Below are 23,547 nucleotides of genomic sequence, written 5' to 3'. Positions count from 1 at the left end.
CAAAGAGGCCGCGCATCAGCCAGGTCGGGTCAATTTGTCGAGCACGGCCGCGCAGGCCTCTTCCCAGGCCTCAGGCACGCCGCGCGCCGAAAGAACCTGCAGCCCCCGCTCGGTGATGCCGCCCGGCGTCACCAGCTCTTCGAGCATCTGGTCCATCGGCTCGCTCTTCTCCGCAATCAGCCGCCCGGCCGCCACGAAGGTCATTGCCGCCAGCCGGCGTGCGATTGCCGGGTCGAGACCTCTGGCGCTTGACCAATTGGCCGTGTTGCGGATCAGATCCTGCGCCCAGCCGTACACGGCGGCGCTGACCGTCGCCACCTCGAAGTCCGTTTCGCTGGCAAGAGCGATCGAGGGGCCGAGCCGGTCAAGGACCGCCCGCGCCTGCTCGATATCGGGGAAATAGACCGTCGGACTGGAGGCAATCTCCGAAGCGGTGAACGGCATGGCGCGCACAGCGCGCGCGGGCGCGACATCGAGCCATGACAGCGGAACCCCGGCGCAGACCGAAACCACCACCTGACCTTCACGCCACGGCAAGCCTTGAACCGCATCCGGCGCATGGGTGGGCCGCACGGACAGAATGACGACATCGGACCGTTCGACGAGATCGCGATTGTCCACCGCCAATTGAAAGCCATGGCGGGCGGCAAGTGCCGCGGCCTTGCCGCGCGGCGACAGGATAAATGCCGCGGGGTCAAGCCCGGAACGCAGGAACCCGGCCAGCATGGATGCCGCCAGATGCCCGACGCCAAGAATACCGATGATCATACTTGTCTCCCGAGTTGCAACCTGTGGCTTGCCATTCCTGTGAAGTTGGGAAAGAAAGATGCACCACAAAGTGTCGACACAGCCTGCAGACAAACCCGATTGGAACCTTCATGACCGGACGAGTCGAGACCGGCGCCGACAGCGGCCCGTCCGTCGCCAACGAGGCCGAGACGCGCCGCAGCGCCGACAGCAGCGAACGCGCTTATCTCACCATCCGCAAGCTTCTGGTCGAGTTCAAGCTGAAGCCTGGCGAACGCATCAACGAGGTCCAGCTTTCTCGCAGCCTCGGCGTGTCGCGCACGCCGATCCGCGAGGCGCTGAACCGGCTTGCCTCCGAGGGCTTCGTTTCGCTCACACCCAATCGCGGCTTCTTCGTCCGGAGCCTCAGCACCGAGGGTCTGCTCGATCTCTATGAACTGCGCTCCATCATCGAATCCGCCGCCTTCAGGCTGATGTGCGAGCGCGCGGACGACAGCGAGATCGACCGTTTGCGGCAGTATTGGGAAGCAATCGTCGATGTCTACCCGAACCAGCCGCCAGATATCATCCTGGCCGAGGACGAAGGCTTTCATCTGCTCATCGCCGAACTGTCCGGAAATCCCGAACTCGTCGGACAGCTCAGCTCCATCAATGCCCGCATCCGCTTCATCCGGCGCATCCAGATCGAACACCCCTCGCATGACAAGGCACAGATCACCTCCCATTCGGCCATCGTCGAAGCCGCCGTCAAGCGCGATGCCGAGAACGGCGCGAAACTGTTGCGCGAACATATCGAAATGACCGTCTCCGCCACGCAGCAGGCGCTCAAGGACGCCCTGCTCAAGGTTTTCGCGCCCGACAATGGCGCCGAGTTGAAGCGTCGCAGAAGGGCTCGCGACGCATAATCGATATCTGAGCACAAAATTGAACGCAATAGTGTCGACACTTTCTTGACGGCGCTCTCTTTGTCTGCTTCGATGGGCTTACACGGGGAAGAAGACCGGAACGGCCTCCCCTGTCGTAGTCAGCAGCTAAGGGGAACCATGATGAAAAAATCTATCGCCACACTTCTTCTCGGCGCCTCGCTTTTTGCGGCGCCGGCCATGGCCGAGCAGATCACCGTCGGAATGTCCGCGCCGCTCTCAGGCGCGCAGGCCTATTTCGGCAGCACCTGGCACAATGGCTTCAAGCTCTACGTCGACAAGCTGAACGCCGATGGCGGCGTCAATGGCGTCACCATTGCCTATGACCAGCAGGACGACAAGGCCGACCCGCGCGAGGGAACGCTCGTGGCCCAGAAATTCTGCGACAACGACAAGGTCGTGCTTGGCCTGGTGAACTTCAATTCCGGCGTCGCCCAGTCGACGCTGCCGATCTATGAAGACTGCACGCTGCCAACCATGACCTTCGGCTCCAATCCGTCTCTCACCAAGCAGGGCTACAAGTTCATGGTGCGCCCGGTGGCCAACGATCTGGCCGGGGCATTGCTGCCAGCCGAATATGCGCTGGGCAAGCTCGGCGCCAAGACTGCCGTGATCGTCAACGACAAGCAGGTCTTCGGCCAGGGCATTTCCGAAATCTTCGCCAAGAACTTCGAAGCCGGCGGCGGCAAGGTTCTCGATACCATTGCCGTGGCGCCGTCCGACGTGGACTTCACCGCCGTGCTGGCCCAGATCAAGTCCAAGAAGCCCGATGCGATCTATCTCGGCGCCGTCATGCCGCAGCTTGCGCTGTTTGCCAAGCAGATGCACGAGCAGGGCATCGCGGCCGCGCTGATGGTGCCGGACGGCGGCTACACGCCGGACCTCATCAAACAGGCCGGTGAAGCCAATATCCAGGGCACGCTTGTCGCGATCCAGGTGCCGCCGATGGATGCCTCCCCCGAGATCGCCGATTTCGCCAAGCTCTACAAGGCGAAGTATGGCGAGGAAGCCGGCCCGTATTCGATCTACGGCTACGTGCAGGGCCAGATCCTGGAACAGGTGCTGAAGACGACGAAAGGCCTGACGCGTGAGGACCTCAACGCGGCATTGCATGCGGTCAAGGCGAAGACGGTCGTCGGCGAGCTGGAATTCGACGACACCGGCGAACTCAAAGTCGCCCCATCCTACCTCTACAAGGCGGAAGGAACGGGCTTCAAGCTCGTCGGTTCGAAGTAGCAGCCAGACCGCCGGAGCCGCATCGCGACGCGCGAAGCGGCTCCCTCACCTGTTGACGGGCGTGCCTGCCGCAAGTACGGGCGGCCTCGTCGACCATTCCCCTTCCCGGTTCGACCGGTCCATGGGGTTGCAGGCACAGGACGCCGGCCCATGCTGGGAAACCTTATCCAACAAACGGTAAATGCCCTGACCATCGGCTCGATCTACGCCCTGATCGCGCTCGGCTACACCATGGTCTACGGCGTGTTGCGCATGATCAACTTCGCCCATGGCGAGATGTTCATGCTCGGCGCCTATGTCGCGTTTCTGGCGCTCAGCCTGCTGGTCGGCGATGTCGGGATGTCGGGGGCGCTCGCGCTGACCGCGGCCTTTCTCGTGGCGATCTTCCTCGTCGGCCTCATCGGCGTCGGCATCGAAAGGGTCGCCTACAAACCGCTGAGAAGCTCCACCCGGCTCGCGCCGATGCTCTCCTCGCTCGGCGTCTCATTGTCGCTCGTCACCGGGGTGCAGATCCTGGCCGGCCCACAGCCGGTCGCCTTTCCCAGCTTCTTCCCCGTCGTCCGCTATCAGGTGATGGGCGGCACCATCACCTTGATGCAGATCGGCATCCTGATCGCCGCCTTCGTGCTGATGTTCGGCCTGCATGTCCTAGTCAACCGGAGCCGTATCGGCGTCATCGTGCGCGCCGTGTCGGAAAGCCGCCCGACCGCGCAGCTGCTGGGCATCAACGTCAACGGCGCCATCTCGATGGTGTTCTTCGTCGGGCCGCTGCTCGGCGCCGCCGGCGGCATCCTCTATTCCAGCTATTATGGCATCATGTCGCCCAGCATGGGCGCCGTCATCGGGCTGAAGGCCTTCACCGCGGCCATCCTGGGCGGTATCGGCTCGATCCCCGGCGCCATGCTCGGCGCCTTCATCCTGGCTTTCATCGAAGTGTGGGGAACCGCGCTGCTGCCCATTGTCACAAACGGCGTGCTCGGCACCGAGTATCGCGACGTTCTCGCCTTTGCGATCCTCATACTCGTGCTCCTAGTCCGTCCCGCTGGCATACTCGGCGAGGCCGTCTCCGAGGAAAGCATCGTGTATAAGAGGGAATTCTGATGGCCGCCGTCGACACCCTCGCCACGGCCCGGCCGCGTGCGAACCGGACCATCTCCTGGCTCGTCTTAGCCATTGCGATCGCGCTGATCGTGGCCACGCCCTTCCTGCCCAACTACCATGTGCGTGTCCTCAACAGCCTGCTGATCTACATCCTGCTCGGCATCGGCCTGAACATCGTGATCGGCTATACGGGACTGCTGGATCTCGGCTTCGTCGCCTTCTACGCGGTCGGTGCCTACAGCTACGGGCTGCTGGCAAGCCCCCAGCTCGGCCTGCATATGCCGTTCTTGGTCATCCTGCTCGTCGCCGCCTGCCTTGGCGCGGTCACCGGCATATTGCTTGGTATTCCGGTGTTGCGATTGCGCGGCGACTATCTGGCCATCGTCACACTTGGCTTCGGCGAGATCATCCGCATCATCATCAACAATCTCGACTGGCTGACCGGAGGGCCGCAAGGCATCGCCCGCCTCGACAAGGCCTCGATCCTCGGCATTCAGATTGCCCGGCCGATCGATTTCTTCTGGCTGCTGCTGATCACCGTGCTCCTCGTCGGCACCGTGGTCTGGCGGCTCGAGCGCTCCATCCTCGGCAAGGCGTGGGCGGCGATCCGCGAGGACCAGGACGCCGCGCGCGGCATCGGCATCAACACCACCAATGCCAAGCTTGCCGCTTTCGCCACCTCGGCCACAATCGGCTCCATCGCCGGCGCGATCTTCGCCGCATCGCAGCGTTTCGTGAGCCCGGAAAGCTTCACGCTGCAGGAATCGGTGCTGATCGTGCTGATGATCGTGGTCGGCGGCATTGGCAACATCTTCGGCATCGTCGCCGGCGCGGCAATCCTGATCCTGCTGCCGGAGCTGCTGCGCGAATTCGCCGAATGGCGCATCCTCTTCCTCGGTCTTTTGATGATCTCGCTGATCATCGTGCGCCCGGCCGGCATCGTGCCGCGCAGCTTCGGGCCGGAGAAACTGATCCGGGGGCTTTTCGGAAAATGACGCTGGTCTTTCAGAGCCTTCGCAAGGTGTATGGCGAGGTCGTCGCCATCGACGACGTGTCGACCGCCTTCGCCCCCGGTATGATCCACGGCGTGATCGGACCGAACGGCGCCGGCAAGTCGACGCTCATCAACATGACGGCGGGTTCCTACACCGTCTCCTCCGGTTCGATCACGCTCGACGGCAAACGTCTCGACAAGCTCAAGAAATACCAGATCGCCAATTCGGGAATTGCCCGCACCTATCAGAACATCCGCCTCTTCGACCAGATGACGGCTATCGAAAACCTCGAGGTCTGTTTCTATCCCGCCGAGGTTGCTGCCGCCTGGAGGGAAGTGATCTGGCCACCCTATGCCAACGCCCAGCGCCGGCGCCGGCGTGAAAAATGCATGGAAATCCTGCGAGTTTTTGACCTTCAGGGCTATGCCGACGTTGATGCCCGCGGCCTGCCCTATGGCCGGCAGCGCATGCTTGAAATCGCCCGCGCCCTGGTCGCCAATCCGCGCGTCCTGCTGCTCGACGAGCCCGCCGCCGGATTGAACCACCACGAGACGGCGGAGCTGACGGCAAAACTCACCGCGTTGCGTTCGCCCGACCGGATCATGATCGTCGTCGAGCACGATATGGATCTAGTCATGACGCTCTGCGACAGCATCATCGTCATGCATCACGGAAAGCTGCTCTTCCGGGGCACGCCCGCCGAGGTGCAGGCTAGCACCGACGTCCAACTCGCCTATCTGGGAACCGCCAATGACATCGACGACATCCGAGCCGCTGCTCAGAATCGCCGGGCTCAGCTCGGGATACGGACGCGTCGGCGTTCTTGAGGGCATAAACCTCGAGGTCGATCCGCACGAGATCGTCATTGTGCTCGGCCCGAACGGCGCCGGCAAGACGACGCTGCTCAACTCCATCTCCGGCGTTGCGCGGCCGATCGCCGGCAGCATCGCCTTCGAAGGCCGCGACATCACCGGGATGCGCCCCGAACAGGTCGTGCGTCTCGGCATCACCCACTGCCCGGAAGGCCGCCAGATCTTCCAGCGCCTGACGGTGGAGGAAAACATGGTCGCGGCCCATATCGGTCGCGGCGGGAAGAGTTTCGAGGCGTTGCGCGCCGAGGTGTTCGAGCTGTTTCCGGTTCTCAAGGAACGGCGCAACGGCATGGCAAGCCGCATGTCCGGCGGCCAGCAGCAGATGCTGGCGATCGGGCGCGCGCTGATGGCCGAGCCGAAGCTTCTGATGCTGGACGAACCGTCTCTCGGTCTCGCCCCGAAGATCGTCCACCAGATCTTCCGCATCATCCTCGACCTGTCGCGCAACGGCATTTCGATCCTGCTCGTCGAGCAGAACGTTCAGCTGGCGCTCGAATGCGGCGACTACGCCTACCTGCTCAACACCGGCAAGGTGAAGCTGCATGGCCCGGCGCAGGAAATGGCCGCGCATTCGGCCCTAAGGGAACACTATCTCGGCGGCGCCAGCGAGGACGTCCTTCATGTTTGAGGTCGACTGGAAGACCCCGCATCTGTGGCGCAAGACCGCGAACAGGCGCCCGGCCGCACCGGCGCTGCAAGGCGACCTGAAGACGAACGTGCTGGTGGTCGGCGGCGGCTTCACCGGCATGGCCGCGGCACTCGGCGCGCGCGACAGCGGCGTCAACGTCATCCTGCTTGAGAGCAACGAGATCGGATCGGCGGCGTCGGGCCGCAACAACGGCCTTGTCATCTCCCACCATTCCAAGGCCTCGCCGGCGGAGTTCGAGGCGGTCTACGGCAAGACGATCGGTGAGCGCTACAATCGTATGGTTGCGGATGCGGCCGGCGTCGCCTTCGGCCTGATGCAGCGCTTCAACATCGACGCCCACCAGGTTCAGGAAGGCTGGATCCAGCCCGCACACACCGAGGCCACGCTTGCCCGCGCGCGCCAGTTCCACGAGGAGTGGAAAGCCTTCGGCGCCAATGTCTCCTGGCTTGACCGGGCGGAGGCCACCGCGCGCATCGGCAGCCCCTATCTCGGCGGCTGGATGGTGCACAATTCCGGTCACATCAATCCGTTCGCCATGACCATTGGCCTTGCCGGCGCCCTTGAGCGTGAAGGCGTGACCATCTTCGAGAACGCCCCGGCGTCTCGCATCGAGAAGGTGGACGGCGGCTGGCGGGTCTTCACCGCAGCGGGAAGCGTCACGGCGCCGGAAGTGGTGCTTGCCACGAATGCGCTTACCGGCGACCTCTGGCCTGGGCTGAAGAAGACCCTGATGCCGTTCAAGGTCTTCCAGGCCGCGACAAACCCGCTGCCGGAAGGCCTGCGCACCAAGATCCTTGTCGGCAACCCCGCAGTGTCCGACATGCGCAACGACATCCGCTATTTCCACTACGACGTCGACGGCCGGCTGGTGAGCGGCGGCACGCATACATTCTGGTTCGACGAGGCCGACCGCGGCCGCGCCAAGGCATCGAGCATGCTGGGCAAAGCCTTTGCCGCGTTTGGCGGCGAGCCGACTGTGACGGAATACTGGCACGGAACGTTCGCCGTGGTGCCGGATCGCCGGCCGCGGCTCTATCGCCTTGCGCCGGGTCTTGTCTTCGGGGGCATCTATTCCGGTCGTGGCGTGGCGCTTTCAATGTCCCTTGGCCAGGAAATCGGCCGCTGGGCGGCAGGGCGGCGCACGGATGAACAGATGCCGCTGCCAGTTACGAACATGAAGCCGGTTCCGTTTCACCCGATCACTGTGCAGATCGCCAACCGGATGCATGTCTGGAACCGCTTCCGGGATCAGCGCTCACAGTCATAGCCGGCGTGGCCGCGACAATGCACCCCCGTCGCCCTCGGCGGAAGTCGCCACGCAATCGAGGAGATTAGCAGGCCGCCCTCTCACACCACCACTCCAACTGAAGGTCGTTTGCGTTGAGGCCGGTGCTTCGGAGACCCGGCGCCGGTCCGTGCCAAGAAGAGCAGGAAGGCTCGGTCGCGCCGACCACGGGGCGATGGTGTGAAGGACGATCTCATGAACGCTCGCTGGGCGGTTGCCAAGCCGAACACATGGATCTTGCCCATAAAGCCTGAGCCGATCAAGCCAATCGGCAGTTTAGGTTTGTCCAATGCCATGCTTCCCGTGATTCACAAGGTGCTATTCCGGATACGTCAGGAGCGGAATTTTCTCCCGCCCCTTTTCCTGCTTACTTCGCGATACAGGTATCGGCCGTTTCCGGTGTGCAGACGTCAAGTCCCGTGTAGCTCGGGTCGGTTGGAGCCGGCTTGCCGTCCTTCATGTCCTTGAGCGCGAACATAGTCTTGTAGCCCATTTCAAACGGGCGCTGACCGACCTGGCCAGGGAGTATCCTTCCTTCATCTGGTCAATCTGCGTGGGCAGCGTGTCGGCCACGACCAGCGCCAGCTCCTTCTATAGCAGGTCAGGCATCTGCGACGTCAAGGACAACCATCGACTGCCTAGTTAAACCTCCACATTTCAGTTAGGGCTAGCGTGGCCATCGGCATTTTTCGACTGCGCAAAGACCTCAACGCAGAACCGTGCCGACGTCGTTGGCAGGATTCTCTCCCGCCTAATCGCCAACTCTGTTGACCGTCGTAGGCATGGCTGGACTACCGCCGTATGGTACCAGAATGGTACGCGCCTACAGACGGCATTGACATTTAAGTCGGCTGGGCTACGGCATAGCCTGCAAGTCATTGAAATCATTTGTTTAATTATGGTACCGTTGGCTGGGATCGAACCAGCGACCTCCGGATCCACAATCCGGCGCTCTAACCATCTGAGCTACAACGGCACGTCTTAACGTCAGTAGCGGGATCGAGGTGGAAGGTTCATCTCCGCGATCCGCTCTGTCGTTCGGCGATGCGTCCTTACGGGCTTATGGATTCTAATTCAAGGCTTTTGCAAAGCAAAGGCCACTTCCCCACAGCGGTGCCGCTTTCGTAGGGCAAAGAAAAAGGCCGGCGGGAGGAGGTGCCGGCCTTTTCCTGTTACGAGCCAGCGGGAGGAGGTGCTGGCTGGTCACCCCGGAGGTGGAGGGAGGAGGTTCCACCCGCCGGGTATTCACTTGACCGTCACCATCTCACATCGATTTGTCCGACAAAATGCGACGTTTTGTTGCATCCGCGAACGATGCGCGATTATCAGGCGGCCTTGATTTCCTTGATCGCCTTCTCGAAGGCGGTCTTGATCGGCTTCGAGACATCCTCGGCCGCCTTGGAGGCAACGGCCTGGAAGTCCTTGGCCTGCTCGACGGTCAGTTCGACGCGCTTGCGCAGGAAGGCGGTCTGCAACTCGACGACTTCCGAAAGCGACTTGGCGCCGATCAGGGCTTCGAGATGCGAGAAGCCGGCCTCGGCGTTGGCACGCAGCGCGGCGATGGTCTTGAGCGACAGGTCGCTGGAAACAGTCTTGGCGGTTTCGTAGGTCGACTCCAGGGCCTTCTGGGTGTCCTCGGCGCCGGTCTTGAGCTTGGCATAGGCCTCTTTCGACTGCTCAACGCCCTTTTCGGCGAAAGCGCGCATCTGGTCGGTGGCCTTGGAAGCGTCGAAGCTCGGGAATTCAACGTTTTCGATCGTCTCGGCAGATTTGGTCCTGGACATTTTCCATCCTTTTTCAGTGGCAGCGGCTTTGACAGAAAGCCGTCTCGTTCATGTATGATGGCAATATAAAGGCAAATCTTGTGCATTGCAATATCTTTGTTGCAGTGCACAAAAAATGTTTTCGGCCGTTAACCAAACGGCCAAAATTCAACCTTTGCACGTTCTGGCTTGTGGACCTTCGTGGCTGCGGCTTTTATTAACAAAGCGTTAACTGCAAATTCGCCGCTCCGTGAGGGTCCGCCAAGCGCATGCCGTCCGAATATTCCTTCCTCGACGTCGCCGTGCTCGACGCGGTCCGCCAGCGGTTTGCCGCTGGCGACGCAATCGCGATCCTGTCGGTGGACCTCGAGCAGGTCATCTGGGCCAACGGACCGGGCGCCGCCACGTTCGGCTATCCCGATATTGAAGCGATCATCGGCGCCTCGGCGCGGCTGCCGCTGATCGCGCGCCGCCAGATCATGGCAACCAGCGGTTTTCCCCAGATCGGCGGCGATCGCTCGATCACGGTACGCCTGGCGACCGGCCTGACCAGCCGCGCCGTCGGCTTTCTTGCCAGTGCCGTGACGCTACCCGATGGCGAGAATGCCATCATGCTGGCGGTGCCGGCGGCGCAGACCGGCTCACGCGGTGCCGCCGAGATCGCCGGCCGGGCGATCAGCGGCTTTACCGAAGACGGCCACTTCATCGCCTTCATCGATGCCAAGGGCAATGTCGAGGCGGCCTCGGAGGGATTTTCGGCGCTCGGCATCCAGCCCGCGACACTGGCGGCCCTGGTGACCGACGTCGCGGCCGAGGGCGAGCGCATTGTCAAGCGCCTCGTTCCAGGCGGCAGGACCTCCTACCCGGCCGGCCTCGCCCGGCTGACGCCGGAGCGGCACCTGCTGGTGGTGATCGACGAGGATCAACTCGGGGACGGCGCACCTGGCGCGGCAGCTTCGACAGACGAGCCCGCAGCAACGGAAAGCCATGCCAAAGAGATTGGCGGGACAGTGGAGGCGGCGGAGACCGCCGCGCCAGAAACCGAGTCTCGGCGAGACAATCAGCCGACAACAGGTGTTTCAAGGACAGGGATCGAGCGGTTGCCGGCCGCTGCCGAGACCGAACAGGAGCCTGCCCCTCCCGAGCCCGTGGCTGACGACACCCCGCAACGGGCACTGCGAGAGACCGAGGAGCCTGCCGCGCCGACATCAGTCGCCGCCGACAATGATCAGCCAGCAGCGGGCACGCCGGCACAGCACGATCATTGGTATTTCAATGCCGGAGAAGACAACGCGCCGGTCGCGCCGGAACCAAAAAGCGTGGCCGAGGCGATCGGCACCGAGGTTTCGGTGGACAGCTTGAAGCAGGACGAGGCCACCTCCCCGGCAGTTCCGCCCAAAACCGCGGCCATCCGGACCATAGACCGCTCGGCGGCACCGGCGCGTTTTGTCTGGCGCACCGACGCCGAGGGCAAGTTCAGCGCGCTGTCGCCGGAATTCGCCGATATCGTCGGCCATCCGGCCGCCGACGTGATCGGCCGACGCTTCAGGGATGTCGCGGCGGCCTTCGGCCTTGATGCCTCCGGCGAGATCGCCGGCCTGTTGGAGCGGCGCGACACCTGGTCCGGCCGGTCGGTGCTGTGGCCGGTCGTCGGCACCGACCTGAAGATCCCGGTCGACCTGGCGGCGCTGCCTGTCTATGGCCGCAGCCGCGCCTTCGAAGGCTTCCGCGGCTTCGGCGTCGCGCGAACCGGGGATGCGGTCGTCGATCCGGAAGCGATCGGCATGGCATTGGTGCCCAATGGCGAGACGCCGGCGACACCGAAACCGGTGGAGACGGTGCCTGAAGCGCCAAAGGCCGAGGAGCCCGAGGCATCGGATCCGTTCAAGGGCGAAGTGCCGGCGCTTACCATCGTACCGAAACCGGAGCGGCGCTTCGCCGACAAGGTCATCCGACTGGCCGAACACAGGCAACCGGCGAACGAGGGGCTGTCGACACTGGAACGCAGCGCGTTCCGCGAAATCGGCGAGCGGCTGAAGAAAGACAGCTCCGCGGCGGAGCCGCCTGAAGCGGAAGCGGCGGAGCCCGCAAGGCAGGCTGAACCAGCTGCCGGAACAGGCTCTCTGCCGGAGCCGCACGACACGACCGGGTCTGTGACAGGTGCGGAAGCCGAGCCGGATGCAGGCGAACCTTCTTCGAGCGATGCCGATGATCAGAAGGATCTGGCGCGGCTCGACGGTGCGCACACGGACCAGGGCGAACAAGAGGCGCCGACCTCCGAATCCTCGCGGCCTGCGGCCTCGGGCTCCCTGCTCGACTACGCCGATAAAGGGGACAAGCCTGCTGATGTCGCCGACGACAGCGGCGAGGCGCGAGCACCCGAGGCGCAGGAAATAATCACGGCGGAAACGACGGCCGAGAATGGCGAGGCCCCGGCGCGGTCAGGTCCTGCCAAGGCAGCACCGGCCGATGACGACGATATGACGTCAGACGATTTTCGCGACGCCGAGGACAACGAGGATTGGGCCAACGAGGGAGCGGCTGCATCCGGCGAGGAAGCGCCCACGGCTGCCAGCGAAACCGGCGGCACGCATGAGGCGGCCGAGACACTTGCCGAGCGACCGCGCCTGCAAGTTCCGCCACTCAAAAGCGAAGGGTTCATGCCGTCGGCTTTTTCCGCCGGCAACGAAAACAGGACACCGGATACCTCGCTGCTCAGCAAGCTGCCGGTGCCGCTCATCATCCATTCGGGCGACCAGTTGCACTACGCCAACGAGGAATTCCTCGATCTGACCGGGTACGAGACGCTGGAGGACCTGGAGGATGCGGGTGGCCTCGGGGCTTTGTTTGCCGATCCTTTTGCCGATGACAGCGCCTCCGACGGCAGCGACCGAGCGTTGCGGCTCAAGACGCGTGATGGACAGGAATTCCCGATAGACGCCATCTTGCGCTCCGTGCCCTGGCGTGATGGCAAGGCGTTGATGCTTGTCGTACGCCGTTCCGGCGAGGATGATGCGCCCGCAGCACTGCACGCGATCGGCGAGGAGCCGACGCAGCCCGACATTTCCGAGCTCAAGGCACGCATCGCCGAGATGCGCACCATCATCGATACCGCCACCGACGGCGTCGTGCTGATCGGCAGCGACGGCACCATCCGTTCGATCAGCCGCCCGGCCGAGGCGCTGTTCGGTTTCGACAGCGACGAGGTGACCGGCAAACCGTTCGCCTCGCTGTTTGCCATCGAGAGCCAGCGCGCGGCACGCGACTATCTCAGCGGCCTGTCGGAACCTGGTGTGGCAAGCGTCCTGAATGACGGCCGCGAGGTGATAGGCCGCGAAGCGCAGGGGCGCTTCATCCCGCTGTTCATGACCATCGGCCGGCTGCCCAACGACAGCGGCTTCTGCGCCGTGGTACGCGACATCACGCAGTGGAAGCGGGCCGAGGAGGATCTCACCCAGGCGCGTGCGGTGGCCGAACGCGCTTCCTCGCAGAAGACCGACTTCCTCGCCCGCATCAGTCACGAGATCCGCACACCGCTCAACGCCATCATCGGCTTTTCCGAGCTGATGGTCGACGAGAAGTTCGGGCCGGTCGCCAATGACCGCTACCGCGACTATCTGCGCGACATCAACCGCTCGGGCAACCACGTGCTCGACCTGGTCAACGACCTGCTGGACATCTCGAAAATCGAGGCCGGCCAGCAAGAAATGGCTTATGAGGCAGTGTCCCTCAACGATACGCTGGCCGAAACCGTGGCGATGATGCAGCCACAGGCCAACCGCGAACGCGTCATTATCCGCTCCAGCTTCGCCTCACGGCTGCCGGAAGTGGTGGCCGACCTGCGCAGCGTGCGCCAGATCGCGCTCAACATCCTGTCCAACGCCGTGCGCTATACGCAGGCCGGCGGCCAGGTGATCGTCTCGACCGCCTATGAGACCTCGGGAGACGTCGTCATGCGGGTGCGCGACACCGGCATCGGCATGAGCCAGGCCGAGATCGAGCAGGCGCTGAAGCCGTTCAAGCAGATCAACGCCCTGAAGCGCGGGCGCGGCGACGGCACTGGCCTTGGCCTGCCGTTGACCAAGGCTATGGTGGAAGCCAACCGCGCCCGGTTCACCATCAATTCGACGCCCGGCGAAGGCACGCTTGTGGAGGTTGCGTTCCCGTCGACCCGGGTGCTGGCGGAATAGCACGTCCAAAAGAAAAGGCGCCCAAAGGACGCCTTAAGAGATGGGATTGCTGTCACAACGGGGGCTTGAGCTGAATTCAGATCCTCGGGGGGCTGAGGAACGGGATTTCTCCCTCAAGTTGCGTGCGACTATCGACGCCGGGCCTTAACAAGTCCTTACCAGGTCGCCGAAAAATTTACGAATGTGTACCACTCGTGAAATCTAGGTAAATTCGCTCGACATATTTCGTTAAGCATGCCGGTCACTCGGCAAGCTGCGGCAAATTCCTGAAGAGTTCCAGCGCTTCCGGGTTGGCGAGCGCTTCCTTGTTCTTGATGGCGCGGCCATGCACGACGTCGCGCACGGCGAGTTCGGTGATCTTGCCCGACTTGGTGCGGGGGATGTCCGATACGGCGACGATCCTGGCCGGCACGTGGCGCGGGCTGGCGCCGGTGCGTATCTTGGTGCGGATGCGCTTTTCCAGTTCGTCGTCGAGCTTGATGCCCGCGGCCAGCCGCACGAACAGAACGACACGCACGTCATTGTCGAAATCCTGGCCGATGCAAAGCGCCTCCAGGATTTCGGGCATCTGCTCGACCTGATTGTAGATCTCCGCCGTGCCGATGCGCACGCCGCCCGGGTTGAGCGTCGCGTCCGAGCGGCCGTGGATGACCATGCCGCCATGATCGGTCCATTCGGCGAAATCGCCATGGCACCAGGCATTGTCGAAACGCTCGAAATAGGCCGCCTGGTATTTCTTGCCATCCGGATCGTTCCAGAAGCCGATCGGCATGGACGGGAAAGCCTTGGTGCAAACCAGTTCTCCCTTCTCCTGCCTGACCGGCCTGCCGTCATCGTCCCAGACGTCGACGGCGAGGCCTAGGCCCGGCCCCTGGATCTCTCCGGTCCAGACCGGCAGGATCGGCACGCCGAGTACGAAGCACGAAACGATATCGGTGCCGCCGGATACCGAGGCCAGATGCACGTCCTTCTTGATGCCGTCATAGACGAAGCGGAAATCCTCGGGCGAAAGCGGCGACCCGGTGGAGGATATGGCGCGCACCGTGGACAGATCATGGCTGCGGATCGGCTTGAGGCCGGCCTTGCGCACGGAATCGATGAACTTGGCCGAGGTGCCGAAGAATGTCATCTTCTCGGCGTCGGCGAGATCGAACAGCACATTGCCGTCGGGATAAAAGGGAGAGCCGTCGTAGAGCAGCAGCGTAGCGCCGGAGGCCAGGCCTGATACCAGCCAGTTCCACATCATCCAGCCGCAGGTGGTGAAGTAGAAGAAGCGGTCGCCGTCGCAGAGGCTGGCATGCAGCCGGTGTTCCTTGACATGCTGGATCAGCGTGCCGCCGGCCGAATGGACGATGCATTTGGGAATGCCGGTGGTACCGGAGGAAAACAGGATATAGAGCGGATGCGAAAATGGCAGCCGCTCGAAGGTGACGGGCTTGACTGCGAAGGGCGACAGCGCCTCTTCCATCGCCACCGCCTTGTCGATGGTATCAGCAACATCGGCGGAGGTGCCGAGATAGTCGACGAGCAGGACCTTGCGGACGCTGCCGAGCCTGGCCGCGACCGCCTTGACCTTGTCGGCGACCTCGATCGCCTTGCCATTGTACCAATAGCCGTCCGGCGCGATGAAGATGACGGGCTCGATCTGGCCGAACCGGTCGAGCACGCCCTGCTCGCCGAAATCGGGCGAACAGGATGACCACACCGCACCGATCGAGGCGGCGGCAAGCATGGCGGCGACGGCTTCGGGCATGTTGGGCATCATCGCGGCAATGCGGTCGCCCTTCTTCACCTTGAGCGACAGGAAAAGCTGCTGCAGCCGCGAGACAAGGCCATGCAATTCGTTCCACGACAGCCGCCGTTCGACCTTGTCCTCACCGCGAAAGACGATTGCCTCGCCGGCACCGGTCTTCTGCAGAAGGTTTTGGGCGAAATTCAGCGACGCGTCCGGGAAGAAAATGGCGCCGGGCATCTTCTCGCCATCGCGCAGCAGTCGTTCACCCTTGTCGCCTTGAAGACCGCAGAAATCCCAGACGAGGTCCCAGAACGCCTCCCGGTTCTCGACCGACCAGTGATGAAGATCGGCATAGGAAGAAAATGGACTGCCGGCACTCGCCGCCGCGGCCTTCATGAAGGCCGTCAGGGGGGAGGCATCAATCTGGTCTTGAGTCGGGCTCCAGAGCGGTACTTCGCCGGCCATGATCGATCCTCCCACGGTCATCATCGCTTATGCATATCGCGGCGCAGCAGAGCAAGATTTTGTTGGGCCGATGCGGCCAGCTGTGCGCAAATGCCATCGCCGGGCCATAAAGACTTGAAATTCGTCAGCGCTAAGTCGTAGTGACGACAGGGGTTACACCCGTCGGACGATCGTTTTTATCGGAATGGAAGCATACGGGGCTATATGCCATCATCCTTGATCCGCCGCGGAGTTTGGGCGATCGGCGCTGCCGCGATCGTCATCGCCCTGGTGGTCGCTGCCCTGCCGCTGATCGCCTCGACGCGGATCGTGCGTGACCGCATCGCTTGGGAATTGAGCGCATGGAGCGGCTTTCGGGTTGCCATCGAGGGGTCGCCGCGCATCGAGGTCTGGCCGAAATTCCGCGCGATCCTCACCGATGTGACGCTGTCGAAGTGGACGGACGCCGATGCGCCGCCGGTCGTCGAAGCCGAACGGGTCGAGATCGACCTCTCGGCCATGGCGGCATTGCAGGGGGATGTGGCGTTTTCCACGGCACGGCTGGTGCGGCCGACGATCAGGGTCCAGCGCACGGAGGACGGGCTGTTCCTGCCCACGGCGCCGACCGGCGGGCGCATCGCGCGCTCCATCGACGCGGCCCGTGCCCTGGTCAACTCCAACCCCGCCAAGCCCGATCTCGACAAGCTGCCGGCCGACACTTTCGGCACCGTGGAGTTCAGGGATGGCCGCATGGTGGCGTCCGTCAACGGCAAGGATGTGGAAATCCTGAGCAGTCTTAGCGGTCAGGCCACATGGGCGGCGATGAACAGCAATGCGACGCTGTCCGCGACCGGAATCTGGCGTGGCGAAAGCGTGACCGTGGATGCCGCCTCGCCGAGACCGCTGGTGCTGTTTGCCGGAGGCACGGCGCCGCTCACGCTGTCCTTCAAGGCAGCACCCGCCACCTTCTCCTTCGACGGCATGGCCAGCATGTCCGATAACGCATATTTCGACGGCCAGGTGAAATTCGCGGCCCCGTCGCTGCGCCGCGTCCTGGAATGGTCGCAGGCCGGCATCGCTCCGACCGCGGCGATCGGCTCGGTCAGCATTTCGAGCAAGGTCACGGCCTCGGCCGGGCGCGTCAAATTCGAAAACACGGCGCTGGCGCTGGACAACAACCCGGGCATGGGCGCGCTGGATCTGTCACTCGGTGAGACGCAGCCGGTGATCTCGGGCACACTTGCTTTCGACACGCTCGACCTCAGGTCGTTTCTATCCGCCTTCACGTCGCTTGGACCGGCGAGCAGCGGCGAGCCGGGTCAGGTCAACACGAGTTTTGCCGACCGGGTCAATCTCGATCTCAGGCTGTCGGCGGCCCATGCCACGGCGGGGACGATCCAGCTTGCCGACGTCGCGGCCACCGCCCAGGTCAAGGATGGTCTTTCCGTCTTCGATATCTCCGACGCCTCGGCTTTTGGCGGCAACGTCCAGACCAGCCTTCGTTTCGACCGCAAACCCGAGGGCACCCAGGTCGAGATCCGGCTGTTGGCCTCCGATATCGATGGCGGCGCGTTCGGTACCGCGGCCGGGATGACCCGGCTGGTGCCGGTCGGCACGGGCACTGTTTCGGTCATTCTCAAGGGACCGGGAAGGACCTGGGATTCGATCTTTGAAAACGCCGACGGCTCGGTCTCGGCGACCTTCGGCCCTGGCGCGCTGAGCAAGTTCAACCTGCCGGCCTTTCTCAAGCATACCGAACAAGGCGGCTTCTTCGCGCTCGACGATGTCTCGAACGGGACGCTGCCCATCGATGGCGCCGAGGTGAAGGCAACCATTTCGAAAGGCGTGGCCAGACTCGACAAGGCCGAGGCCAATTCGGCGAAATACAAGATCTGGCTTTCCGGCATCGCATCTTACGCAGGACGCGGATTGGCACTGTCGGGCGGCGTCATCCAGGCGGATCAGTCCGCAACGCAAAAGAGCGGCCAGCAGGGGCCCAACCAGTCATCGTTTTTCGTCGGCGGAACGTGGAGCACGCCATTCATTTCACCCATAAGCCGCGGCGTTTCGGGCGAATAAGGCCTTGCGCCCGGGTTTAACCGCGTTGCGCGGCCCGCTCGTCGAGCTGCCGCTGAACCTCACGCCGCTTGTTGGCGATCGAAGCGATGATAACGCCGATCGTGACGATCGCGATCAGAATGGTGCAGGCCGCATTGATCTCCGGCGTCACGCCGAGACGGACCTGGCTGTAGATCTTCATCGGCAGCGTGGTGGCGCCAGGGCCCGAAGCAAAGCTGGCGATGACCAGATCGTCCAGTGACAGCGTGAAGGCCAGCATCCAGCCCGACACGATCGCCGGCAGAATGACTGGCAGCGTGATCTGGAAGAAGGTCTTCACCGGCGGCGCGCCAAGATCCATGGCGGCTTCTTCCAGCGAGCGATCGAAGCTGACAAGCCGCGACTGCACGACGACCGCGACGAAGCACATCGTGAAGGTGATATGCGCGAGGATCACGGTCGTCATGCCGCGATCCATGCCGATGGCGACAAACAACAGGAGCAGCGACAGGCCGGTAATGACATCAGGCATGACCAATGGTGCAAAGATCATGCCGGAGAACAGGACCCTGCCCCGGAAGCGAGTGTAGCGGGTCAGCGCCAAGGCCCCCATGGTGCCGAGAACCGTGGCCACAGTCGCTGAAATCAGGCCGACGCGGATGGTCACCCATGCGGCGTCCATCAGCCCCTGATTGTGGAACAGCGATACGTACCATTTGGTGGAAAACCCGCCCCAGACGGTGACGAGCTTGGACTCGTTGAAGGAGAAGACGACGAGCAGCACGATCGGCAAATAGAGAAAGGCAAAGCCGAGCGTGATCGAGGTGATGTTGAAGCGGCTCCAGGTGGTGTTCATTTGTCCTGCTCCTGCGCGCGGGCCTGGGCTTGCTGGAACAACACGATCGGTACGATCAGCAGCAACAGCAGGATGACGGCAACCGCGGACGACACCGGCCAGTCACGATTGGCGAAGAATTCGTTCCACAGCGTCTTGCCGATCATCAGCGTCTGCGAGCCGCCGAGCAGGTCAGGGATGACGAACTCGCCCACCGCCGGGATGAACACCAGCAGGCAACCCGCAATGACGCCGGGCAGCGACAGCGGAAAGGTGATCTTCCAGAAAGCAGCGGTCGGCGGGCAGCCGAGATCCTTGGCTGCCTCGATCAGGGAATAGTCCATCTTTTCCAGCGACGAATAGAGCGGCAGCACCATGAACGGCAGGTAGGAATAGACGATGCCGATGAAGATGGCCGTATAGGTGTTGAGGATCACCAGCGGCTGGTTGACGATGTGCAGCGACAAGAGCAACTGGTTGAGCAGGCCCTCCGGCTTCAGGATGCCGATCCAGGCATAGACGCGGATCAGGAACGACGTCCAGAACGGCAGGATGACCAGCATCAGCAATGTCGGACGGATCGTGGCCGGAGCGCGGGCCATGCCATAGGCGATGGGATAGCCAACCAACAAGGTCAGCACCGTCGAGATGGCGGCGATGACGACGCTGGTGAGGTAAGCCCTGAAATAGAGCGCGTCCTGCGTCAGCCAGACATAGTTGTCGAAGTTGAGGTCGCGAAAGCCGGCGAAGAAACCGGAAATGCCGTCCCTGAAATCGAGCACCGGTGTATAGGGCGGCATCGCGATAGCCGTCTGCGACAGCGAGATCTTGAAGACGATGATGAAGGGGACGAGAAAGAAGAACAGGAGCCAGAGATAGGGAACGATGATGACCAGCCGGCTGACGAAGCCGGCACCAAGGCGCGTCATGAACGGCTGGGCGGCAGTCGATGGCGCGGCGGCATCGGCGACGGCGATATTGGACATGACCGCCCCTACCGCGCCAGCACGACGCCGGCGTCGGGCCGGAAGGACACCCAGGCACGGTCGTTCCAGGTCAGCGGATCCTCGGTCACACGGGCCGCGTTCAGGGCGCTAGCCCGCACGATCTGCCCGTCGTCCAGCCTCACGTGATAGACAGTCATGTCGCCGAGATAGGCGATGTCGTAAACCTCGCCCTCCAGCGCGTTGACGGCATCGGCCGGCTTCTTCGACGAGACCCTGATCTTCTCCGGCCTGATGGCGAAGACGATATCGGCATCGGCCGTTGCGGCCGCGCCACCATTCTCGACGACGATCTGCGCGCCGCTTGGGCCCGTAATGCGCGTCGTGTTGGCCGACTGTTCGGCAACCTTGCCCTCGAACATATTCACGTTGCCGACGAAATGGGCGACGAAGCGCGACGTCGGGGCCTCGTAGACTTCCGCCGGCGTCGCCACCTGCATGACCTCGCCCTTGTCCATGATGGCAATGCGATCAGCCATCGTCATCGCCTCTTCCTGGTCATGGGTGACGACGACGAAGGTGAGACCCAGTTCCTGCTGCAAATCCATCAGCTCGAACTGGGTTTCCTCGCGCAGTTTCTTGTCGAGCGCGCCGAGCGGCTCGTCGAGCAGCAGCACTTTCGGCCGCTTGGCGACGGAGCGGGCAAGCGCGACGCGCTGGCGCTGGCCGCCGGAGAGCTGGTGCGGCTTGCGCTTGGCGAACTGCTCGAGCTTGACCAGCTTCAGCATGTCGGCGACGCGCTTTTCGATATCAGGCTTCGGCATGCCTTCCTGCTTGAGGCCAAAGGCGATGTTGTTCTCGACCGTCATATGCGGGAACAGGGCATAGGACTGGAACATCATGTTGACCGGCCGGCGATAGGGGGGAATGCCACGCAGATCCTGGCCGTCGAGCAGGATGCGGCCGGCTGTCGGTTCCTCGAAGCCGGCAAGCATCCTGAGCAGCGTCGACTTTCCACAACCCGAGGCGCCAAGCAGAGCGAAGAATTCACGCTCGAAAATGGTCAGCGACAGATTGTTGACGGCGGTGAAGTCACCGAACTTCTTGGTGACTTTGTCGAACTGGATATACGGCTTGGCGTTCGGGTCGTTCCACGGCACGAAATCCCTGCGGATGCTGCCAAGCGATTTCATTGTCCCACTCCGTGCTTTTATTCCTCAAAAGAATCGACCCCGGCAGTCGGCTGCCGGGGTCGCGTCGGATTGACTACTGACCGGTGACGATCTTGGTCCAGCTGCGCGTGACGATGCGCTGGGTCTTGGGATCGTAAGGCTGGACGGTATAGAGCTTCTGCAAGGTCGCGGCGTCAGGATAGACCGACGGATCGTCGAGCAGCGTCTTGTCGACGAATTGCTGCGATGCCTTGTTGCCGTTGGCATAAAGGACATAGTTCGACGATTTGGCGATCACTTCTGGCGTCATCATGTAGTTGATGAATTCGAGCGCCTCGGGCACATGCGGCGCATCGGCGGGGATCGCCATCTGATCGAACCACATCTGGGCGCCTTCCTTCGGCACGGAATAGCCGATTTCCACGCCCTGCTTGGCCTCGACCGCGCGGTTGCGAGCCTGGAACACATCACCCGACCAGCCGACCGCCAGGCAGATGTCTCCATTGGCAAGGGCGTTGATGTATTCGGAGGAGTGGAACTTCCTGATATAGGGACGGATCTTGAGAAGAGCTTCCTCGGCCTTGGCGATATCGTCAGGCGAGGTGCTGTTGGGGTCCAGGCCGAGATATTTCAGCGCCGCCGGCAGGATATCGGACGGAGAATCCAGCACATAGACGCCGCAATCCTTCAATTTGGCGAGGCTGTCCGGATTGAAGAAGGTATCCCAGCTGTCGATCTTGTCGGTGCCGAGTGCCGCCTGCACTTTCTTGATGTTGTAGCCGATGCCAACGGTCCCCCACATGTAATTGACCGAGTATTCGTTGCCGGGGTCATATTTGGCGGTCCGCTCCGTAACCGTATCCCACATGTTGGAGAGATTCGGCAGCTTCGACTTGTCAAGCTTCTGGAACACACCCGCCTGGATCTGGCGGGCCAGGAAGTTGCCGCTCGGCACGACGACGTCGTAGCCGCTGCCGCCGGCGAGGAGTTTGGTTTCGAGGATTTCGTTGGAATCGAAGGTGTCGTAAACGACCTTGATGCCGGTCTTCTTGGTGAAATCATCGATGATCGAACTGTCGATATAGTCCGACCAGTTGAAGACGTTGACGACGCGGTCCTCGGCGTGACCGGCGGGCGTCAAAAGCGCCAGAAATACCGAGGTTGCCGAAAGCCAGAGCGCTTTGCGGATCATGCTATTCTCCTTTGGTGAGTGTTCCATTGCCGGCGCGTCGCGATATGCTCGCGCGGCCGGGCATTTGCTTCAGACTATTGAGCTTTCCAGAGGCCGACAAGCGCCATCTGGCACGCCCGCGACCGCCCGGTTGTTCGGGGCGGGAAGGAATTGCGGTGCCGTCAGAAGCTTTCGCCGCCGCGCGGACAGATATACAAGAATGTGGTCCGGTCTCGATCGGGCCGCCGGGGAGACTTGGCAAGATACGCCTGTCTTGTTGTTGCCGTATTCCCAGCCTGCCCGGGCGGCAGCGACGTTGTCAATGGCAAAGCTTCAGCGCCAGCATCAATTAGGCGAAGGCACGCCGGTGACACCAGCCCGCTGCGGCCGCGCCTGGCGCTTGAATTCGAGCCCGATATGGACAAGCAGCGCCGTGACCACCACCGCGCCGCCGACGATGGTGCGCCCGGACGGCACCTCGGAATGGATGAGCCAGACCCATATCGGGCCCAGGATCGGCTCGAACGTGCCGAGCAATGCCGCGATCGCCGCCGGGATCAGGCGCGCGCCGGTGGCGAAGAAAGCAAGGCCAAGGCCGAGATTGACCACGCCGAAGACGAAGAGAAAGCCCATGTCACCGGCCGCCACAGTGAAGGTCGAGGCCTGCGAGGCAGCGAAGCCCGCCGCCAGGACCGTGCCTAGACAGGTCGCCGGCGTCATGCGCACGCTGGAGAAGCGCCGGGTGATGACGGTGGCGACCGAGAACATGAACGCGATGAGGAGTGCCAATCCATCGCCTATGGGCGAGACGGCGCCGTCAAGAGATTCAGACATCATGATGGCGACGCCGGCGATGACGGCGGCAATCGCCATCCAGGTTGCGACAGTCACTCTTTCGCGAAACAGCACCCAGGCAAACAGGGCCGCCAGAAGCGGCACGCCGGCCTGCATCAAGAGGATGTTCGCGACGGTGGTATAGGCAAGGGCGACGACGAACGAGGTCGACGCGATGGCGAAGCAGAATCCTACCGCAATGCCTGGCAGGCCCATGTCGCGAAATGACTTCACCATGCCGCGCCAGCCGTCACGCCAGACCATGAAGCAGAGCAGGAAGGCGGCAGCCCAAGCCGAGCGCCAGAAAATAACCGTCCAGCTGTCACCGACGCTGATGAAGCGGGCGATGGTGCCGCCGAAACTCCACATCAGCGCCGACAGGAAGACCAATAGCATGCCGACGCGTTCCTCGCGTGGCGAGGCGGTCGACTCGACAGGGGTCCGGGATGATGCCGTGCGTGTCATGGGCGCGACTGTCGAGCTTTTGTGGACGGGACGATGCGCAAGGGACGACAGAAAAATACTCTGTTCGCGTAACGCAAAGACGCTGACCGCGGGTGATCCAGAGACCGGCGAGGATTGTGGCACCTTCG

Annotated in this window: 18 protein-coding genes and 1 tRNA gene; 9 read left to right on the top strand and 10 right to left on the bottom strand. The window is 62.8% G+C overall.

Translation table 11 applies throughout. From position 1 onward, the window contains the following. Positions 1–15: 15 nt before the first annotated feature. On the bottom strand, positions 16–768 hold the full coding sequence (locus LB556_RS14430) for a pyrroline-5-carboxylate reductase family protein (RefSeq protein WP_224568055.1): 753 nt from the start codon (positions 766–768) through the stop codon (positions 16–18). A gap of 110 nt (positions 769–878) precedes the next feature. Here LB556_RS14430 and LB556_RS14425 point away from each other — a divergent pair, with 110 nt between their 5' ends. The 7 genes from LB556_RS14425 (at position 879) to LB556_RS14395 (ending at position 7,790) form a co-directional block, all read left to right on the top strand. Next, positions 879–1,652, top strand: coding sequence for a GntR family transcriptional regulator (locus LB556_RS14425; RefSeq protein WP_224568053.1), 774 nt, complete (start codon positions 879–881; stop codon positions 1,650–1,652). A 138-nt stretch (positions 1,653–1,790) separates the two neighbouring features. Next, positions 1,791–2,906 (top strand): branched-chain amino acid ABC transporter substrate-binding protein, encoded by a 1,116-nt coding sequence (locus tag LB556_RS14420; RefSeq protein ID WP_224568051.1) that lies wholly within the window; start codon positions 1,791–1,793, stop codon positions 2,904–2,906. 150 nt (positions 2,907–3,056) lie between these two features. Further along, positions 3,057–4,007: a branched-chain amino acid ABC transporter permease gene (locus LB556_RS14415; RefSeq protein WP_224568049.1), complete on the top strand. Its 951-nt coding sequence runs from the start codon at positions 3,057–3,059 to the stop codon at positions 4,005–4,007. After that, on the top strand, positions 4,007–5,002 hold the full coding sequence (locus LB556_RS14410; RefSeq protein ID WP_224568047.1) for a branched-chain amino acid ABC transporter permease: 996 nt from the start codon (positions 4,007–4,009) through the stop codon (positions 5,000–5,002). Before LB556_RS14415 ends, LB556_RS14410 begins: the two co-directional genes overlap by 1 nt. Further along, positions 4,999–5,829 carry an ABC transporter ATP-binding protein gene (locus LB556_RS14405; protein WP_224568045.1) on the top strand — a complete coding sequence of 277 codons (831 nt, stop codon included), beginning with the start codon at positions 4,999–5,001 and terminating at the stop codon, positions 5,827–5,829. Before LB556_RS14410 ends, LB556_RS14405 begins: the two co-directional genes overlap by 4 nt. Beyond that, positions 5,753–6,502, top strand: a complete 750-nt coding sequence (locus LB556_RS14400; protein ID WP_224568043.1) for an ABC transporter ATP-binding protein — start codon at positions 5,753–5,755, stop codon at positions 6,500–6,502. Before LB556_RS14405 ends, LB556_RS14400 begins: the two co-directional genes overlap by 77 nt. Beyond that, the gene (locus LB556_RS14395) at positions 6,495–7,790 is read left to right on the top strand and encodes an NAD(P)/FAD-dependent oxidoreductase (protein ID WP_224568041.1); all 1,296 of its coding nucleotides are present in this window, start codon (positions 6,495–6,497) and stop codon (positions 7,788–7,790) included. Before LB556_RS14400 ends, LB556_RS14395 begins: the two co-directional genes overlap by 8 nt. Positions 7,791–8,175: 385 nt before the next feature. Here the strand turns inward: LB556_RS14395 and LB556_RS31605 are convergent, their stop codons facing one another. The 3 genes from LB556_RS31605 to LB556_RS14385 all read right to left on the bottom strand — a co-directional run bounded on the left by LB556_RS31605 (position 8,176) and on the right by LB556_RS14385 (position 9,592). Beyond that, positions 8,176–8,301, bottom strand: coding sequence for a hypothetical protein (locus LB556_RS31605; protein WP_263485256.1), 126 nt, complete (start codon positions 8,299–8,301; stop codon positions 8,176–8,178). Between the two features lie 406 nt (positions 8,302–8,707). Beyond that, positions 8,708–8,784 (bottom strand) — tRNA-His (locus LB556_RS14390). A 349-nt stretch (positions 8,785–9,133) separates the two neighbouring features. Next, a complete protein-coding gene (locus LB556_RS14385) occupies positions 9,134–9,592 on the bottom strand; it encodes a phasin (protein ID WP_224568039.1) in 459 nt (152 codons plus the stop codon). A 248-nt stretch (positions 9,593–9,840) separates the two neighbouring features. Between LB556_RS14385 and LB556_RS14380 the strand changes: the two genes are divergently transcribed. Then, on the top strand, positions 9,841–13,761 hold the full coding sequence (locus LB556_RS14380; RefSeq protein WP_224568037.1) for a PAS domain S-box protein: 3,921 nt from the start codon (positions 9,841–9,843) through the stop codon (positions 13,759–13,761). A gap of 241 nt (positions 13,762–14,002) precedes the next feature. On the opposite strand, the gene LB556_RS14375 is transcribed toward LB556_RS14380, so the two are convergent. Then, positions 14,003–15,961, bottom strand: a complete 1,959-nt coding sequence (locus LB556_RS14375) for an acetoacetate--CoA ligase (protein ID WP_224568035.1) — start codon at positions 15,959–15,961, stop codon at positions 14,003–14,005. Positions 15,962–16,165: 204 nt separating this feature from the next. On the opposite strand from LB556_RS14375, the gene LB556_RS14370 reads away from it, so the two are divergent. Then, entirely contained in the window at positions 16,166–18,019 is a 1,854-nt protein-coding gene (locus LB556_RS14370) for an AsmA-like C-terminal region-containing protein (RefSeq protein ID WP_224568034.1), read from the top strand. A 16-nt stretch (positions 18,020–18,035) separates the two neighbouring features. On the opposite strand, the gene LB556_RS14365 is transcribed toward LB556_RS14370, so the two are convergent. The 5 genes from LB556_RS14365 to LB556_RS14345 all read right to left on the bottom strand — a co-directional run bounded on the left by LB556_RS14365 (position 18,036) and on the right by LB556_RS14345 (position 23,419). Continuing rightward, complete coding sequence (locus tag LB556_RS14365; RefSeq protein WP_224568032.1) at positions 18,036–18,854, bottom strand: ABC transporter permease; 819 nt, start codon at positions 18,852–18,854, stop codon at positions 18,036–18,038. Next, positions 18,851–19,819 (bottom strand): ABC transporter permease subunit, encoded by a 969-nt coding sequence (locus LB556_RS14360; RefSeq protein WP_224568030.1) that lies wholly within the window; start codon positions 19,817–19,819, stop codon positions 18,851–18,853. The genes LB556_RS14365 and LB556_RS14360 overlap by 4 nt, the downstream gene beginning before the upstream one ends. Before the next feature lie 8 nt (positions 19,820–19,827). Then, entirely contained in the window at positions 19,828–20,970 is a 1,143-nt protein-coding gene (locus LB556_RS14355) for an ABC transporter ATP-binding protein (RefSeq protein WP_224568028.1), read from the bottom strand. A 73-nt stretch (positions 20,971–21,043) separates the two neighbouring features. After that, entirely contained in the window at positions 21,044–22,141 is a 1,098-nt protein-coding gene (locus tag LB556_RS14350; protein WP_224568026.1) for a polyamine ABC transporter substrate-binding protein, read from the bottom strand. Between the two features lie 324 nt (positions 22,142–22,465). Next, positions 22,466–23,419: a DMT family transporter gene (locus tag LB556_RS14345; protein WP_224568025.1), complete on the bottom strand. Its 954-nt coding sequence runs from the start codon at positions 23,417–23,419 to the stop codon at positions 22,466–22,468. Positions 23,420–23,547 lie beyond the last annotated feature (128 nt).

Origin of the sequence: Mesorhizobium sp. ES1-4 (assembly GCF_020164745.1) — a bacterium.
GTDB lineage: Bacteria > Pseudomonadota > Alphaproteobacteria > Rhizobiales > Rhizobiaceae > Mesorhizobium.
This window is presented reverse-complemented; position numbering and strand designations above follow the sequence as displayed.

Coding starts and splice junctions, on each gene's coding strand:
- LB556_RS14430 (WP_224568055.1), bottom strand. CDS start 768: ATGATCATCGGTATTCTTGGCGTCGGGCATCTGGCGGCATCCATGCTG.
- LB556_RS14425 (WP_224568053.1), top strand. CDS start 879: ATGACCGGACGAGTCGAGACCGGCGCCGACAGCGGCCCGTCCGTCGCC.
- LB556_RS14420 (WP_224568051.1), top strand. CDS start 1,791: ATGATGAAAAAATCTATCGCCACACTTCTTCTCGGCGCCTCGCTTTTT.
- LB556_RS14415 (WP_224568049.1), top strand. CDS start 3,057: ATGCTGGGAAACCTTATCCAACAAACGGTAAATGCCCTGACCATCGGC.
- LB556_RS14410 (WP_224568047.1), top strand. CDS start 4,007: ATGGCCGCCGTCGACACCCTCGCCACGGCCCGGCCGCGTGCGAACCGG.
- LB556_RS14405 (WP_224568045.1), top strand. CDS start 4,999: ATGACGCTGGTCTTTCAGAGCCTTCGCAAGGTGTATGGCGAGGTCGTC.
- LB556_RS14400 (WP_224568043.1), top strand. CDS start 5,753: ATGACATCGACGACATCCGAGCCGCTGCTCAGAATCGCCGGGCTCAGC.
- LB556_RS14395 (WP_224568041.1), top strand. CDS start 6,495: ATGTTTGAGGTCGACTGGAAGACCCCGCATCTGTGGCGCAAGACCGCG.
- LB556_RS31605 (WP_263485256.1), bottom strand. CDS start 8,301: ATGGGCTACAAGACTATGTTCGCGCTCAAGGACATGAAGGACGGCAAG.
- LB556_RS14385 (WP_224568039.1), bottom strand. CDS start 9,592: ATGTCCAGGACCAAATCTGCCGAGACGATCGAAAACGTTGAATTCCCG.
- LB556_RS14380 (WP_224568037.1), top strand. CDS start 9,841: ATGCCGTCCGAATATTCCTTCCTCGACGTCGCCGTGCTCGACGCGGTC.
- LB556_RS14375 (WP_224568035.1), bottom strand. CDS start 15,961: ATGGCCGGCGAAGTACCGCTCTGGAGCCCGACTCAAGACCAGATTGAT.
- LB556_RS14370 (WP_224568034.1), top strand. CDS start 16,166: ATGCCATCATCCTTGATCCGCCGCGGAGTTTGGGCGATCGGCGCTGCC.
- LB556_RS14365 (WP_224568032.1), bottom strand. CDS start 18,854: ATGAACACCACCTGGAGCCGCTTCAACATCACCTCGATCACGCTCGGC.
- LB556_RS14360 (WP_224568030.1), bottom strand. CDS start 19,819: ATGTCCAATATCGCCGTCGCCGATGCCGCCGCGCCATCGACTGCCGCC.
- LB556_RS14355 (WP_224568028.1), bottom strand. CDS start 20,970: ATGAAATCGCTTGGCAGCATCCGCAGGGATTTCGTGCCGTGGAACGAC.
- LB556_RS14350 (WP_224568026.1), bottom strand. CDS start 22,141: ATGATCCGCAAAGCGCTCTGGCTTTCGGCAACCTCGGTATTTCTGGCG.
- LB556_RS14345 (WP_224568025.1), bottom strand. CDS start 23,419: ATGACACGCACGGCATCATCCCGGACCCCTGTCGAGTCGACCGCCTCG.